The sequence below is a fragment of the Actinoplanes palleronii genome (genome assembly GCF_016862315.1).
Classification (GTDB): domain Bacteria; phylum Actinomycetota; class Actinomycetes; order Mycobacteriales; family Micromonosporaceae; genus Actinoplanes; species Actinoplanes palleronii.
This window is the reverse complement of sequence record NZ_BOMS01000011.1, coordinates 1-15,300: the sequence shown is the minus strand read 5'-3', so window position 1 is coordinate 15,300 and position 15,300 is coordinate 1. Positions and strand designations below refer to the sequence as shown.

At 67.5% G+C, this 15,300-nt stretch carries 13 protein-coding genes; 3 read left to right on the top strand and 10 right to left on the bottom strand.

Annotated elements, in window-relative coordinates:
- Window positions 1–3 precede the first annotated feature (3 nt).
- Entirely contained in the window at window positions 4–978 is a 975-nt protein-coding gene (locus Apa02nite_RS03225) for an ABC transporter permease (protein ID WP_239164090.1), read from the bottom strand.
- Between the two features lie 1,434 nt (window positions 979–2,412).
- Here Apa02nite_RS03225 and Apa02nite_RS03220 point away from each other — a divergent pair.
- A complete protein-coding gene (locus Apa02nite_RS03220) occupies window positions 2,413–2,754 on the top strand; it encodes a cupin domain-containing protein (RefSeq protein WP_203823766.1) in 342 nt (113 codons plus the stop codon).
- Here the strand turns inward: Apa02nite_RS03220 and Apa02nite_RS03215 are convergent.
- The 9 genes from Apa02nite_RS03215 to pdxR all read right to left on the bottom strand — a co-directional run bounded on the left by Apa02nite_RS03215 (window position 2,719) and on the right by pdxR (window position 13,747).
- Complete coding sequence (locus Apa02nite_RS03215) at window positions 2,719–3,222, bottom strand: CBS domain-containing protein (RefSeq protein WP_203823765.1); 504 nt, start codon at window positions 3,220–3,222, stop codon at window positions 2,719–2,721. The two genes, Apa02nite_RS03220 and Apa02nite_RS03215, sit on opposite strands and share 36 nt — an antisense overlap.
- Window positions 3,219–3,947 (bottom strand): respiratory nitrate reductase subunit gamma, encoded by a 729-nt coding sequence (gene narI, locus Apa02nite_RS03210; protein WP_203823764.1) that lies wholly within the window; start codon window positions 3,945–3,947, stop codon window positions 3,219–3,221. The genes Apa02nite_RS03215 and narI overlap by 4 nt, the downstream gene beginning before the upstream one ends.
- Window positions 3,944–4,639: a nitrate reductase molybdenum cofactor assembly chaperone gene (gene narJ / locus Apa02nite_RS03205; RefSeq protein WP_203823763.1), complete on the bottom strand. Its 696-nt coding sequence runs from the start codon at window positions 4,637–4,639 to the stop codon at window positions 3,944–3,946. Before narJ ends, narI begins: the two co-directional genes overlap by 4 nt.
- Window positions 4,636–6,285 carry a nitrate reductase subunit beta gene (narH, locus tag Apa02nite_RS03200; RefSeq protein ID WP_203823762.1) on the bottom strand — a complete coding sequence of 550 codons (1,650 nt, stop codon included), beginning with the start codon at window positions 6,283–6,285 and terminating at the stop codon, window positions 4,636–4,638. Before narH ends, narJ begins: the two co-directional genes overlap by 4 nt.
- Before the next feature lies 1 nt (window position 6,286).
- Complete coding sequence (locus Apa02nite_RS03195; protein WP_239164095.1) at window positions 6,287–9,961, bottom strand: nitrate reductase subunit alpha; 3,675 nt, start codon at window positions 9,959–9,961, stop codon at window positions 6,287–6,289.
- Window positions 9,962–10,103: 142 nt separating this feature from the next.
- Window positions 10,104–10,577: a hemerythrin domain-containing protein gene (locus tag Apa02nite_RS03190; protein WP_203823760.1), complete on the bottom strand. Its 474-nt coding sequence runs from the start codon at window positions 10,575–10,577 to the stop codon at window positions 10,104–10,106.
- A complete protein-coding gene (locus Apa02nite_RS03185; protein ID WP_203823759.1) occupies window positions 10,570–11,841 on the bottom strand; it encodes an MFS transporter in 1,272 nt (423 codons plus the stop codon). The genes Apa02nite_RS03190 and Apa02nite_RS03185 overlap by 8 nt, the downstream gene beginning before the upstream one ends.
- Before the next feature lie 175 nt (window positions 11,842–12,016).
- Entirely contained in the window at window positions 12,017–12,235 is a 219-nt protein-coding gene (locus tag Apa02nite_RS03180) for a DUF2249 domain-containing protein (RefSeq protein ID WP_203823758.1), read from the bottom strand.
- Window positions 12,236–12,328: 93 nt separating this feature from the next.
- Window positions 12,329–13,747, bottom strand: a complete 1,419-nt coding sequence (pdxR, locus tag Apa02nite_RS03175) for a MocR-like pyridoxine biosynthesis transcription factor PdxR (protein WP_275412422.1) — start codon at window positions 13,745–13,747, stop codon at window positions 12,329–12,331.
- A gap of 130 nt (window positions 13,748–13,877) precedes the next feature.
- Here pdxR and Apa02nite_RS03170 point away from each other — a divergent pair, with 130 nt between their 5' ends.
- Both Apa02nite_RS03170 and Apa02nite_RS03165 read left to right on the top strand, forming a co-directional pair.
- Window positions 13,878–14,420 (top strand): peptidase inhibitor family I36 protein, encoded by a 543-nt coding sequence (locus Apa02nite_RS03170; RefSeq protein ID WP_203823757.1) that lies wholly within the window; start codon window positions 13,878–13,880, stop codon window positions 14,418–14,420.
- 683 nt (window positions 14,421–15,103) lie between these two features.
- The coding region (locus tag Apa02nite_RS03165; RefSeq protein ID WP_203823756.1) for a hypothetical protein at window positions 15,104–15,300 on the top strand (197 nt) is incomplete at its 3' end.

The window sequence follows — 15,300 nt, the reverse complement described above, 5'->3', positions numbered from 1 at the left end:
CCCTCAACTCGCCCGGACCCGCGGGTCCAGCGCGGCGTAGACCACGTCGGAGAGCAGGCCGGCGATCAGGACCAGCACGGCGACGAAGAGCGTCACCCCGGCCGTCGAGTTGGTGTCGTTCTTGGTGATGGAGTCGACGAAGTACTCGCCCATCCCGTGCCAGCCGAAGATCTTCTCGGTGAAGGTCGCCCCGACGAAGAGCAGCGCGAACTGGTACGAGAAGAACGTCGCCATCGGGATGAGCGCGGTGCGCAGCCCGTGCCGGGTCAGCGCGGACCAGCGCCGCAGTCCCTTGGCCTGAGCGGTGCGCAGGAAGTCGCTGCCCAGCACGTCGAGCATCGAGTTGCGCTGGTACCGGCTGTAGAACGCGAACCCGTTGACCCCGATCGCGAGCACGATGGTCGGCAGGACGAGGTGCCCGACGCGGTCGCCGATACCCGCCCAGGACCAGGTGTCCATCCCGGGAGTGATTTCACCGGTGGTGAACAGCAGGGGTGTCGACTCGTTGCCCGACACCTGGTTGAACCAGATGCCGGCGTTCTTCACCAGGACGGCGAGCACCACCGTGGGGACCGACAGCAGGACGAACGAGATGACGGTCAACGTCTGGTCCGACCATTTCCGCTGTTTGATCGCCCCGTACGCACCGGCCACCACGCCGAGAAGAGTGCCGAGGATCGAACCGATCAGCATGAGCCGCAGACTGACCCACATCCGCCGGCTCATTTCCGTGTTCACCGACTCACCGTCGACGGTCTTACCGAGATCGCCGTGCGCGACGCCCTTCGCCCAGGTGCCGAATCGCTCGACGAGCGGTGTTTTGTCGTTCATGTTGAGCTCGGTGAGCCGCTGATCGACGACCGCCTCCGCGGGGGCCGGGTTTCGCCCTTCATACCTGCTCCGCGGATGTAGTTGCGTGGCGGCGAGAAGGTACGCGACCACCGTCGCGACCATCGCCAGTAGCACGAGGTAACCCACCCTGTGCAGGAGGAACTTGCCCATTACGCTGTTGCCTCCGAGCCGGGGCGCCGATATCTGGGCGGGACGTTAGCAGAGCGATTAATGGCCGCCAAGATCGCTACAGAAGTCGTTGCCGCAATGACATTCGATATGACCCCGATACTCTCGGGTGACCAAATGTTTCGCGCTCGATTCGCAACCATTAACGATACGGATGACACTTCCGCCGGAACGCCGGACGTGTGATGATCACCGGTTTCAGTTACTTCCCTGAATATCCGAGCCACCGGCACGCCGGGCCTCAATTCTACAATGGACGAAATGGTTTTCAGGCGCGGCGTGGCGCATTAATCGGCGAGTATCACTGGATGGCCGGTCGGCGACGGCCGGGTGGATCCGGAGCCGCCCAAGCAGTGGGCGCCCCTCGCCGTCCTGCTGATCAGTGCCGGTCACCCTCTGTAACTGTGTGGAATCGTGGCGATGTTGTGGGGCGACGTTCCGCCGGACACCGCGGACAAGCCGGTGCACCGCTACGTGGGTGCGCTGCGCCGGCTGTTCGAGCCCGGGCTGACCGGCCGGGGCGCCTCGTCGGTGCTGATCCGAGGTTCCGGGGGGGCTACCGCCTGGACGCCGAGCCCGCGGCCGTGGACGTGCTGCGATCCCGCGAGTTGCGCCGGGCGGCAGAGAAGGACGGAACCGGGTGCAGGTCACTACCGCAGATGCAGGCCTACACGATCGCGTCGGTCGGTTCCTGCAGCGCCGGGTCCGGCACGTCGATCACGCGCACATCGCCGGCACGTACATGAAGGTGGCACGCATGGAGAAAAATCCGTTTCCTTGAGGGCGGAGTGGGTCGCCGCCGCGGGGGCGACGACGACGCCCACGTGGACCCCGGTGCCCCGGTGTAGGCCGAGGCCACCCATAGCCAGCTTCAAGCTAGGGACCTGCGGTCTGATCATGACCGGCCGCCGTCACCCGCTGCGCCGATGTCCAACCGCGTGGCGGTTGGCCTGCTACTCGGAAAGTAGCTGGTCGGGCACCATGCCTGCGAGATGGAGCGGGCGTCTCCGATCACGGGCGTGTTCGCCGGCACGATGAGCCTCGCTCAGGTCGAACTCCCCGACAATGCCATCTACGAGGAGATACCGAACGTCGAAGTCGGGACCTTCGGCCCGGGTCGCGGCGGGTCCACTGGTTGAGGATTTCGCTTGCCGGGTTTCGCATTCGAGTGCGGTAACCGCGTCCCCGCGACGATCGTGTGGACAAAGGGGTTCCGGCTCGGGAATGAGCGTTATGTCGCGGACGGCCGAACAGGCGGGACGGGCGCTGCTGTCCGTCGGGGGTTTGCCGCGGCGCGCGGAGGTGTCCGACGGCGGGCGCGGCCCTGCACCAGATCAGCGGGTGCGGAGCCGGCAACCTGAACCATCCGTTCACCAAAGGACAGGAAGCGACATGAACCCCACCTCATTGATCACCCTGGTGGACGAACATCTCGCGCTGGCCCGCCAGGCCTCCAGCGGTCGCAGCGCCCACACCGTGTACGGCGGCCATGCCCGCACCCTGCGCCAGACGCTCATAGCTCTCGCCGCGGGCCAGCGCCTCGACGAGCACGAAAATCCTGGCGAGGCGACGCTGCAGGTCCTCCACGGCCGGATCCGGCTCACGGCCGACACCGCGTCGTCCGACGGCGTCGCCGGCGACCTGCTCACGATCCCGGACGCCCGGCACGCTCTGGAAGCTCTCGAGGACGCCGCCGTGCTACTGACGGTGGCAAAAATATGGAAGGTCTCGTGAGCGGGCTGCGACGTCGGCGTCGGAGCAGAATCCTGTTCTTCGTTGTTTGAGGCACATCAGGCCGACCAGCGATCCGTCTGCGGTGACCACGGCCACGCGTCGGATTCTCCGGCTGATCATCAGGCCGCGCACCACAGCAGTCGGAGTGTCCGGTGACACCGTACGGTCCACGAGCGTCGACCAGGCCAGGGCCGGACCGAGGGTTCCCGGTGGCGGGAGGTCGGTCCGCGTCAAGGTCCCGGCTAGCCTCCTGCCCTCGGTCAACAGCACCAGGTGCACATGGTCGTTGTTCAAGGCCGCCCGCGCTTGCATGATCGAGGCATCGGCAGGAAGTGTCTTCGGACGCCGAAGCATGACCTCACGGACCGTCGTCTCGGTCTCGGTGGTGCTCCCGTGAAGGTCAAAGGTGCTCTCGTGAAGGTCAAAGCCGTGCTCGTCGGCATCAGGCAGGCGCGTCTGGGGATTCATGGGGAGATGCGGTCCCAGCCGCGCCGCGGCCGGTGGCTGCCCAGCTGTTCGTCACGGGTGCGGTAGACGATGTAGGGGCGGGTCAGGTAGCCGACGGGTGCGCTGAACACGTGGACGAGCCGGGTGAACGGCCACAGCGCGAAGAGGCCGAAGGCGAACAGTGCGTGCAGCTGGAAGCCCAGTGGCGCCTGCGCCATCAAACTGGCGTCAGGTTGGAAGGCCAGGAACGAGCGGTACCAGACCGAGACGCCCTCGCGGTAGTTGTACTCGCCCCCGATGGTCATGATCGAGCCCGCGATGGTGTTCCACATGCCGAGCGTGATCACGATCGCGAGGAACGCGTACATGACCTTGTCCATGCGAGTGGTCGCGGAGAACACGGGACCGACCGTGCGGCGGCGGTAGATCAGGATCACCATCCCGACCAGCGCGGCGACGCCGGCGAGCAGACCGCCCGCGACGGCCACCACGTGATAGGTGTGTTCGCTGATCCCGACCGCGTTCGTCCAGGACTGGGGCACGAGCAGACCGATGACGTGGCCACCGACGACGCCGAGCATTCCGAAGTGGAACAGTGGGCTCCCGATGCGCAACAGCCTGCTCTCGTAGAGCTGGCTCGACCGGGTGGTCCACCCGAACTTGTCATAGCGGTAGCGCCACACATGCCCGACGACGAAGGTCGTCAGGCAGACGTAGGGAACCACGATGAAGAGGAACTCGTTCATCGGCGTGCTCCTGGGAATGAGGGCATGGACAAGAAGGTCGGTTTCGGTGCGGCGCCCGCGCTGAACTGCGGCGCGGCGAACGGCGCCAGCCCCACTTCCTCTTCCGGAGGGCCTTCGGCGGCGAGGCGGCGTACGGCGTCGCGCTCATCGCCGCGCAGGGCCGGCAGGGTCGCGGTGACTGCGTCGATCAGGGCCGCCCAGGGGGAGCCCAGGTCGGTGAGCGAGGCGCGCAGCAGCTCGAGACCGGCCCGGTGATCGAGCATCAGGCCTCGACCTCGCTCCTGGTCCACGGTCGCCGCGAACTCCAGCACCACGCAGAGGTGATCGGGTAGCTCCGCGTCGTCGAGCTCGTAACCGGCGCTGAGGTAGGTCTGCTTGAACCGCAGCAGGGCAAGCCCTCGCTTGCGGGTGTCCCCGTGGGCGAAGTAGGTCAGGAACAGGTTGCACCGGCGACGGTTGTCGAACGTCTCGACGTACTCGGCCTGCAGCTGCGGTAGCGGAGTCTGTTCCAGGTGGTCCGCGAACCCGAGGATCGAGTCGGCGATGGTCGCCGGCAGGCTCCGGGCGGCGCCGCGGATCAGGTCGAGACGCGCCAGCGTTGCGGGGTTCGGATAGTCGAGAAGCAGCGACACCGACTGCCAGACGATGGTCAGCTCGTGCGGCGCGAGGCCGGCTTTCGGTCGACGGCTCACGAGTCGGTCTTCTTCGGCGGGAACAGTCCGGCGGGCGAGCCCTTGCCGTCCCAGTTCAGGAGGTTGACGCGCTTGTCCTTGTCGGCGGGCGACGCGAGCGTGTCGGCTGTCTGGCGTTCCTGGAGCATCTGGAAGTTCTCGACGGCGATCGGCGTCGGTGCACCGGAGCCCTCGCCGAAGAGGTCCTGCTGCCCGCCGCCGTACGCGGAGACCGAGCACTCGGTCGCCAGTTCCTCCAGGGAGTGCGCCTGTTCGGCGTGCGCGGCAGGGATGACGTAGCGCTCGTCGTACTTGGCGATCGCGAGGAGCCGGTACATGTCGTACATTTCTTCTTCGCTCATCCCGACCGCGGCCGGGATGGCGCCGTTCGGATCCCGGCCCATGTTGATGTCGCGCATGTAGCAGCGCATGGCGGCCAGCTTTTTGAGTACGGCGTCGACCGGACCGACATCGCCCGCGGTGAAGAGTTCCGCGAGGTATTCGATGGGGATGCGCAGGGCGTCGATCGCCGCGAACAGGTTGCCCTTGTCCTCGGCATCCTCGCCGGTCTCCTGGACGACGTCCACCACGGGGGACAGCGGTGGGATGTACCAGACCATCGGCATCGTGCGGTATTCCGGGTGCAGCGGCAGTGCGACCTTGTAGGTGTTGATCAGGGCGTAGATCGGGGAGCGCTGGGCGGCCTCGATCCAGTCGCGGGCGATCCCGGCCTTCTCCGCCTCCCGCATCACGTCGGGGTCGAACGGGTCCAGGAAGACCTCACGTTGCGCCTCGTAGAGACCGTGGTCGTCCTCGGTCGCCGCCGCCGCCAGCACCTTGTCCGCGTCGTAGAGCATCAGGCCGATGTAGCGCAGCCGGCCGACGCACGTCTCGGAGCAGACCGTCGGCAGACCGACCTCGATGCGCGGGAAGCAGAACGTACACTTCTCGGCCTTGCCGGTCTTGTGGTTGAAGTAGATCTTTTTGTACGGGCAGCCGGACACGCACATCCGCCAGCCCCGGCACTTGTCCTGGTCGACCAGGACGATGCCGTCCTCGACCCGCTTGTAGATCGCCCCGCTGGGGCACGACGCCGCGCACGACGGGTTGAGACAGTGTTCGCAGATTCGCGGCAGGTAGAACATGAAGGTCTGCTCGAACTCGAACTTCACCTTGTCGGCGATCTTTTTCAGCATCGGGTCGCGGTGCGCGGTCGCGGTGGATCCGCCGAGGTCGTCGTCCCAGTTGGCCGACCACTCGATCTTCATGTCCTTGCCCGAGATGAGCGACTTGGGACGGGCGACCGGCGTGTGCTCCTGAGCCGGGGCGTCGGTGAGCGTGGAGTAGTCGTAGGTCCACGGTTCGTAGTACTCCCCGATTGAGGGGAGCTTGGGGTTGGAGAAGATCGTGAAGAGCTTCTTGAACCGCCCGCCGCCCTTGAGCACCAGCCGGCCGCGTTTGTTGAGCTCCCAGCCGCCCTTCCACTTCTCCTGATCCTCGTACGTCCGCGGGTAGCCCAGGCCGGGGCGGGTCTCCACGTTGTTGAACCAGATGTATTCGGTGCCGGTGCGGTTGGTCCACGCCTGTTTGCACGTCACCGAACAGGTGTGGCAGCCGATGCACTTGTCGAGGTTCATCACCATCGCCATCTGGGCCATGACGCGCATGTCAGTACTCCACGTTCTGTGAGCGCTTGCGGATGACCGTGACCTCGTCGCGCTGGTTGCCGGTCGGGCCCAGGTAGTTGAACGCGAACGTGAGCTGGGCGTAGCCGCCGATGATGTGTGACGGCTTCACCAGGATCCGGGTCAGAGAGTTGTGGATGCCGCCTCGTTTGCCGGAGGTCTCGGCGATCGGTACGTCGATCAACCTGTCCTGTGCGTGGTACATGTACACCGTGCCCTCGGGCATCCGGTGCGACACGATGGCCCGGGCGACCACGACCCCGTTGCGGTTGACCGCTTCGATCCAGTCGTTGTCCTTGATGCCGACCTTGGCCGCGTCCCGGTCACTCATCCAGATGTTCTGGCCCCCGCGTGAGAGCGACAGCATGAACAGGTTGTCCTGGTACTCCGAGTGGATGGACCACTTGTTGTGCGGGGTCAGGTACCGCACCGTGAGCCCCTCCACCTCGCCGGCTCCCGCCCCGTCGGAGACGTTGCCGAGCGACGGTTCCGAGAACAGCGCCGCCATGTTGAGCGGTGGCCGGTAGACGGGCAGGCCCTCACCGAGCTCGGTCATCCAGTCGTGATCGAGGTAGAAGTGCATCCGGCCGGTCAGGGTGTGCCAAGGCTTCTTGCGCTCCACGTTGATGGTGAACGGCGAGTAGCGTCGCCCGCCGGACTCGGAGCCCGACCACTCCGGTGAGGTGATCACCGGCACCGGGGGGCCCTGGGTGTCGGCGAAGGTGATCTGCTTGCCCTCGTGTTCCTCGGCGAGGTCGGCCAGCCGGACCCCGGTGCGCTTCTCGAGCGTTGTGAACCCCTGAGTGGCCAGCTGCCCGTTGGTGGTCCCGGACATGGCCAGGATCGCCTCACAGACGTTGACGTCCTTCTTCAGCGACGGTCGCCCGTCGGCCACGCCACCACGCACGGCGCCGTTCTTGCGCCGCAGGTAGTCGACCTGCGCTCCCAGCTCGAAGGTGACGCCCTTGGTGGTGGCGCCGAGGGTGTCGACCAGGGGGCCGAGCGCGTTCATCTTCTCGGCGATCGCGCCGTAGTCGCGTTCGACCTCGACGAGTTTGGGCATGGTGACGCCGGGGATCGGCTCGCACTCGCCCTTCTTCCAGTCACGCACGACGCCGTGCGGGTTGGCCATCGCGTCCGCCGTGTCGTGGGTGAGGGGGACCGCGACGACGTCCTTGCGTACGCCGAGGTGGACGGCGGCGAGCTCGCTGAACTTCGCCGCGATGCTCTGCCAGGCGTCCCAGTCGGTCCGGGTCTGCCACGGCGGTGCGATCGCCGGGTTGAAGGAGTGCACGAAGGGATGCATGTCGGTGGTGTTGAGGTCGTGCTTCTCGTACCAGGTCGCCGCTGGGAGAACGACGTCGGAGAAGATCGTGGTGCTGGTCTGCCGGAAGTCGATCGTCATGAGCAGGTCGAGCTTGCCCTCGGGCGCCTCGTCGCGCCAGGTCACGTCGACCGGGCGCTGGTGCGCCGGCGTCTCGGTCGCCCGCACCGACGAGTCGGTGCCGAGCAGGTGCTTGAGGAAGTACTCGTTGCCTTTTCCGGACGAGCCGAGCAGGTTGGCCCGCCAGATCGACAGGATGCGCGGGTAGTTCTGCGGTGCGTCCGGGTCCTCGCCGGCGAAATCGAGCTCGCCGGACTTGAGCTGCTCCACGACGTACGCGCCCACCGGTTTGCCGGCGGCGGCCGCATCATCGGCGAGGTCGAGCGGGTTGCGGTCGAACGTGGGGTACGACGGCATCCAGCCCATCCGCGCGCTCTGGGCGATCACATCGGCCGTGGACTTGCCTGCCAGCTGCCCCTTGCCGGTGGTGGCGGAGAGGGTGTCGGCGCCGAACTGGTCGTACCGGAACTGGTTGGTGTGCAGGTACCAGAAAGCCGTCTGGATCATGTTGCGGGGCGGCCGGTTCCAGTCGAGGGCGTTCGCGATCTGCGTGTAGCCCGTGATCGGGCGGACCTTCTCCTGCCCGACGTAGTGCGCCCACCCGCCGCCGTTGACGCCCTGGCACCCGGTCAGGTTGGTCAGGGTCAGAAACGCCCGGTAGATCGTGTCCGAGTGGAACCAGTGGTTCGTGCCGGCCCCCATGACGATCATCGAACGGCCCCGTGACTCCTCGGCGTTCGCGGCGAACTCCCGCCCGATCCGGGCAGCCGTAGCGGCCGGGACACCGGTGATCACCTCCTGCCACGCGGGGGTGTACGGCGCGTCCGCGTCGTCGTAGCCGCGGGCCCATTGCCCCGGCAGGCCGTCACGGCCGACGCCGTACTGGGCGAGCAGCAGGTCGAAGACCGTCGTGACCAGGTGCCCGTCGACACGGCGGACCGGGACGCCGCGGGGCAGGTCAGCGGCCGCTCCGTCCGCGGTGTCGAAGCGTGGCATCCGCACCAGAACGGTCTGCTCGGCGCCGTCGAGCAGCGAGAGCAGCGGATCGACATCACCGAGTTCGAGGTTCCACCGGCCGATCCCGGCGTCGCCGAAGCGGTGACCGAGCGAACCGTTCGGGACGACCGGCTCACCGGTGCGCGCGTCGATGAGAACGGTCTTGAAGGCGGCGTTCTCCTGTGCCGCGTCGGCGGAGGCCAGATCGGCGGCCGTCAGGAACTTGCCCGCGGTGAACGCACCGTCACCGGCATCGTCGAGCCGCACCAGGTACGGCAGGTCGGTGTAGGTCTTCACGTACTCGGTGAAGTACGGCGTCTGCCGGTCGACGAAGAATTCCTTGAGTACGACGTGGCCCATCGCCATGGCCAGCGCGCCGTCGGTGCCCGGCTTGGCGGGCAGCCACTCGTCGGCGAACTTCACGTTGTCGGCGTAGTCGGGAGCGACCGCGATCACCTTCTGGCCGCGGTAGCGGGCCTCGGTCATCCAGTGCGCGTCGGGGGTGCGGGTGACCGGCAGGTTGGAGCCCCACATGATCAGGTAGCCGGCGTTCCACCAGTCACCCGACTCGGGAACGTCGGTCTGGTCGCCGAAGACCTGCGGGGAGGCGACCGGGAGGTCGGCGTACCAGTCGTAGAAGCTCAGCATCGAGCCACCGACCAAGTTGATGAAGCGTGCCCCCGACGCGTGCGAGACCATCGACATCGCCGGAATGGGCGAGAAGCCGGCCACCCGGTCGGGGCCGTACTTCTTGATCGTGTGCACGTGCGCGGCGGCGATGATCTCGCACGCCTCCTCCCAGGTGGCGCGCACGAGGCCACCCTTGCCGCGGGCGGACTTGTAGGCCTTCGCCCGCCGCGGATTCTCCACGATGTGCTCCCACGCGCGTACCGGATCACCGTCGTGCTGGCTCTTGGCCTCGCGGAACATCTGGAGAAGGACGCCGCGCACGTAGGGATAGCGGACCCGGGTCGGCGAGTAGGTGTACCAGGAGAACGCCGCACCGCGGGGGCAGCCGCGGGGCTCGTACTCCGGGGAATCCGGACCGACCGACGGGTAATCGGTCTGCTGGGTCTCCCAGGTGATGATGCCGTCCTTGACGTAGACCTTCCACGAACAGGACCCGGTGCAGTTCACCCCGTGAGTCGAGCGGACCACCTTGTCGTGACTCCACCGGTCCCGATAGAAGTCGTCGGCCTGCCGGCCACCCTGCTTCGTCAGCGTCCGGAGGTCATCGGAGACCGTGCCCTTGGTGAGGTAGCGACGGGTACGCACCAGGGCCTCGCTCAGCGGACCGTCCAAACCCGGCTGATCAGGGTGTCCCGAACTGCCGGTGTTGTCGCGGGCGTTCTGGCTGGGCGTCATGAGCTGGACATCTCCTCGTCGCGCCGATGCGCGGTTCGGCGTACGACGGTCAGGGTCAGTGGCAGGGAGCGGGCAGCAGAGTGCCGACCCTCGTGCGGATGGTGTCGATAGCGTCCCAGTCGTCCGGGTTCAGATTGGCGAGCGCGGCCGGGAAGACGCCGTCCTGCTCTTTGAGGATGTGCTCGCGGAGCAGTTCCAGGGTGGCGATAAGCCGGCCGGCCCAGGCCGGGTCGGTGGGCGTTCCGTGCGCGGCTTCACCGAGCACCGCTTCGATGTGCCGGTGGTCGGCCAGCAAGGCCGTGACGTGATCAGGGAAATCAGCGGCCAGCGCCGGGAACAGGCCGTGCTCCTCGACCTGCGTGTGCGGCTCGAGGACGGCCGTGATCCGGCAGGCCAGTTCTGCCATGCGCGCATTGTCGGTCGCCGCATGGGCGCCGCGGATTTCGCCGATGAGGTTGACGACCAGGTCATGTTCGCGGGTCAGATCGTCGATGGCGGTTATGGCCTGGCAGCCGCAGTACTCACACATGGGCGGTGCTCCCGTTGACCGTGGTGCCCCGGTCGGTCGATAGGCCGACGCTTTTGGCGACAGCGGTCACCGTCAATGCCAGCGCGGCGAGGGCGACGAACGCGAGGGCGGCCAGGCCGAAGGCGTACGAGTCGTACTGCTCGTACAGGGCACCCATGATCAGCGGTGGGACGAACCCGCCGAGGCCGCCTGCGGCGCCCACGATGCCGGTGACCGAGCCGACCTTGTTCTGCGGTGCCAGCAGGGCGACCAGCGCGAAGGTCGCGCCGCTACCGGTGCCGAGCGCCGCCGCCATGGCCAGGAACGCGATCGTGCCCAACGGCGCGAGGTTCGGGGTGAACGCCGCGGTGGCCGCCCCGACGACCACGACGGCGAGCGCCGAGGCAAGGACACGGGTGGGGCCGAGCCGGTCGGACAACCAGCCGCCGACCGGGCGCATCACCACGGCGAGCAGCACGAACCCGGCCATCCGGTTGGCCGCGTCGGCCGGGGCCAGCCCGTAGGCGGCCTTCAGATAGGCCGGAAGGTAGACCGAGAACGCGACATAGCCGCCGAACAGGACCGCGTACAGAGCTGCCGCCTGCCACGTGATCCGCAGCCGTGCGGTGTCCGCCAGCCGCTGCACCAGCGCCTCGGTCGGCACGATTCGGCCGGGCGCGTCACGTAACAGCAGCGCCGTCAGCGCGGCGTAGCTGGCCAGGGCGATCGCGGTGACGATGAACGGGGTGGCGATGCCGTGGGCGGTGACGAGTTTGACAGTGGTCAGCGCGCTGATCGCGGTGCCGCCCATGCCGACGCCGAACAGCCCGATCGCCAGACCCCTGCGCTGGGGCGGGAACCAGGCGTTGACGACCGGTACGCCGATGGCGAACGCGGTGCCGCCGATGCCGAGGAAGAACCCGCCGACCAGCAGTCCGGTGAACGACGAGTGCCCGGACAGGCCCAGATAGAGCACCGGGACGATGGTGGTCAAGGAGACCAGCGGGAACATGACCCGTCCGCCGAACCGGTCGGTCAGCGCACCGACCGGGATCCGACCCACGGAACCGACGACGACCGGCACCGCGACCAAGAGAGCTTGCTGGAACGCGCCGAGTTGGAGAACATCCTTGAACCTGGGTGCCAGCGGGCTCAGCAGCGCCCAGGCCCAGAAATTGACCGCGAACCCGACGGCGGCCAGGACGAGCGTCACCACCCGCTGCCGTCCCGTCCCAGTCGCTGGTACGGCGCCGTGCGTACCAGCGCTGGGTTGTCCTCTACTCATCGTCGTCTCCACGTCTCGTTCGCGTCGCTGGTATCGATGTCATCGACTCAGGCCGTCCGATATGACGCCTCGGTCAGGATTCAGGCTCTCAAGCCCCGGGAGCAGGGCCGTTGGTCCCCAGTCGCGTGGGTCGGATAGCCCGGCACCAGGTGAGATTCGGTTCGCCGAACGAGGTTCAGGCTGGCTCCGCAACCCGTTCCAGGCGGATCTGCCACATCTCAGGCCCGGACTGCAGCCACCGGGCGTCGATCTGTGCGCCGAAGCGGTCGCCGATCTCCGCGAGGACCGGGCGGAGCGCGTGTGAGGCGACCAGGACGACCGTGTCGCCGGGCACCAGGGCGGCTACCGTGGACAGTACCAATCCGTGCCGCTGGTCGTGCTCGACTTCGCGCACGTCAAGACGGCGGTCGACACCCTGTGCCGTGCCAGAACCCGGTACATGCGTGGCAGGAGTGACCAGCCGGTGAGCCCGGACACGGTACTGGTCCTAAGCGGCGTCCAAACACTGATGAAGCCGGGCCAGTCCCTCGTCGATGCGGCGCGCGTCGATCATGCCGTACCCGAAGACGATGCCCGGCGAGTCGGGTGCCGCGGTGGCGATTTCCGAAAAGCCCGCCACCCCGATGCCGGCTGCCTGGGCCCGGACGAGCGCGTCGGCAACGGTGGCCTCCCGCACCGTCGCGCTCAGGTGAAGGCCGGCCGTGGACGGCACAGCCGTGAAATGCGCCGACAGCGGGCCGGCGAGCGCGGCCGCGATGCGTTCGTGGCGCTGCCGGTACACGCGGCGGACCCGCCGTAGGTGCTGGGCGAAGACGCCCTGCTCCACGAAATCCGCCATGGCGGCCTGAATCGGCAGGCCGGTGTGCCAGTCGGTGAGGAATTTGGCGGCGTGCAGGGCATGCCGCAGCGACGGCGGATGCAGCAGGAAGCCGAGCCGCAGCGTGGGCAGCAGTACCTTCGAGAACGACCCCACGTAGAGGACGCGGCCACTGCGGTCGAGGCTGCGCAAGGGCTCCAACTGCTGTTCGGTGTAGCGGAACTCGCTGTCATAGTCGTCCTCGACGATCGCCGCGTCGTGCCGTTGCGCCCACGCGAGCAGCTCGACACGGCGCCGCAACGACAGGGCCACACCAGTCGGGTACTGGTGCGACGGCGTCACGTAGACCAGCCGTGCGTCGGCGGGCAGCGCGTCGACGATCAGGCCCTGCTCGTCGATCGGTACACCGATCACCCGGGCGCCCTGCGCCTCCCACACCAGCCTCGGCGGCGCGTAGCCCGGTTCCTCGACCGCCGCCGTGGCGCCGGGTTCGAGCAGCACCCGCCCGATCAGGTCGAGTGCTTGCTGCACTCCGCAGGTCACCAGCACATCCTGCGGATTCGTCTCGATGAACCGGGCCGTCCGAAGGTGCCGGGCAATGGCGGTACGGAGCCCGAAATGGCCGGCCGGCTCGACGGGCATTCCGGTGCCCACCGCCGACAGCCGGAACTGGTCGGCCAGAAGGCGGCGCCAGGCCGCGTACGGGAACAGCCGCGCGTCGGGCGCACCGACCCGGAAGTCGAATTCCGGAGCCGTCCCGAAATCGGGCGGCACCGGCATCGACTGCAGCGCCGCGCGGGGGGTGAGCGGGCCGGACGGCAGCTGAGACAGGACCGGTTCCATCAGGGACAGTGTGGTGACGAAGGTCCCAGCACCGGCCCGGCTGGTCAGGTAACCCTCGGCGACCAGCCGGTCGTAGGCAGCCGTCACGGTGTTGCGCGAGACCTTCAGCTGCTCGGCCAACTCCCGGCTGGACGGCAATGCCTCGTTGCGGCGCAGTCGCCCGTCCAGGACGGCGTCGCGCAACTGCCGATAGATCTGGCCCGCCAGCAGCCCCGCGGCCCGGTCCAGCCGGACGGCTACATTCACGCCCGTAGATCCTAACTGGCACCGTCAAGACGCCCCCGAATTGGCTCTGGGATGTGAATACCAGGACTTTTACGGTGGTCGACAGCAGGCCGAGAGCGGTCGGCACTTGGTGAAACGACGGGGGTATCAAGTGAGACGACGTGCATGGAAGACACTGATCGCCGTGGCGGTCCTCGCCGGACTGACGGTTCCGATCGGCGGGGCCGCCCAGGCCGCACCGAGCCAGGACGCGGCGCTGGCGAAGGCGCCCAACGCCGCCGTCCGGCAGCAGATGCGCGACCAGCTCGACCGCGCGCCGGCCGGAAAGGTGACCGGGCCGGCCCAGATCACCTACGGCAACGGGGCGTTCGTCGTCGACTTCGCCCCTGAGGTCGGCGCCACCGGCGCGGCAGCGCTGGCCGCACCGAACTGTCCGCAGTACTGGGTCTGCTTCTACGACCTGACCAACTATGGCTATCCGCGCGGCAAGCTTCAGGACTGCGGCCAGCAGGACCTGGCGACGTGGGGTTGGCGCAACCGGGCCAACTCCGCCCACAACAACCACACCGTGTCGTCGCAGCTCTGGGACGTCGACGCCTACATCGGCTACGTCGACCTGGCGAGGGGTGAGGCCTTGGCGGACTTCGGCACCGCCAAGAACAGAGTCGACCTGATCAACATCAACTGCGGCTAGATCCGGCCGCCAGAACGTGGCCGGCCCATCGAGATGATCGGCCCATCCCGCAGTCCAGGACGCCACCGGCTTCCTGGACTGCGGGAAGCTCCCGAATGGGGGAGCAGCCCCTTTCTTCCTCCTCCCCACGGCGAGTAGGCGACCCCCGGAAACCCCCTGTGGCTTCTGTGCGCCACGCGCCGCCTGGTTCGCTTCTTCCACCCCCAGGGGTACGGCGTGAAGGTTCCGCCGCGACTCCCCGCGATACCGGCGCTCAACGCGGTCCGCGCCTGCTGTCCGCGTGTGAACACGGTGCGGACGGCAGCGAGAAGCGCCCGCTGCCCGCGACTGATCGCCTGGATCATGCCGGCGATCCGTCCAGTGAGGGGGTCATCCGCTCGGTCGCGGCGGTGTAGGTGGGACGTCTGAGCTGCCCCTGAGGTCGGCCACAGTGATTCCACAGGGCTTTCGTCTGCTCCGGTCCGGACACTCATCGGCAAGCCCGTCCTGGTGTGCCCGGCTTCGGCAACTGCTTCCCATCGGGACTGCCCCACGGGGGGACAGTCCCGGCTGAAAGCGGTTGCCGGGTCCGGCAGATGAACGTGCGAAATACCAGACACCGGTAGATCGGGCCTACGTGTTGCCGTTGTCCACATCGACTTTTCGCAGCCTGTGAAGTCAGAGTCAATAAAGGATCTAGCAGCTTGAACCTACGTAAATGGGCGGCACCCTTCATCGCGCTGGCGATGGTGGCAGCCAGTGCCCTTGTGGTAACTCCCGCCGAGGCCGGCGTCGCGACCCACACGACCACGATCGAGGACACCGACGCGAGTCACATGGTGTTCTCGGCCGGGTGGAGTGACTGTTCCGGCAACTGTGCCAACGCCGCGGACAACCATTT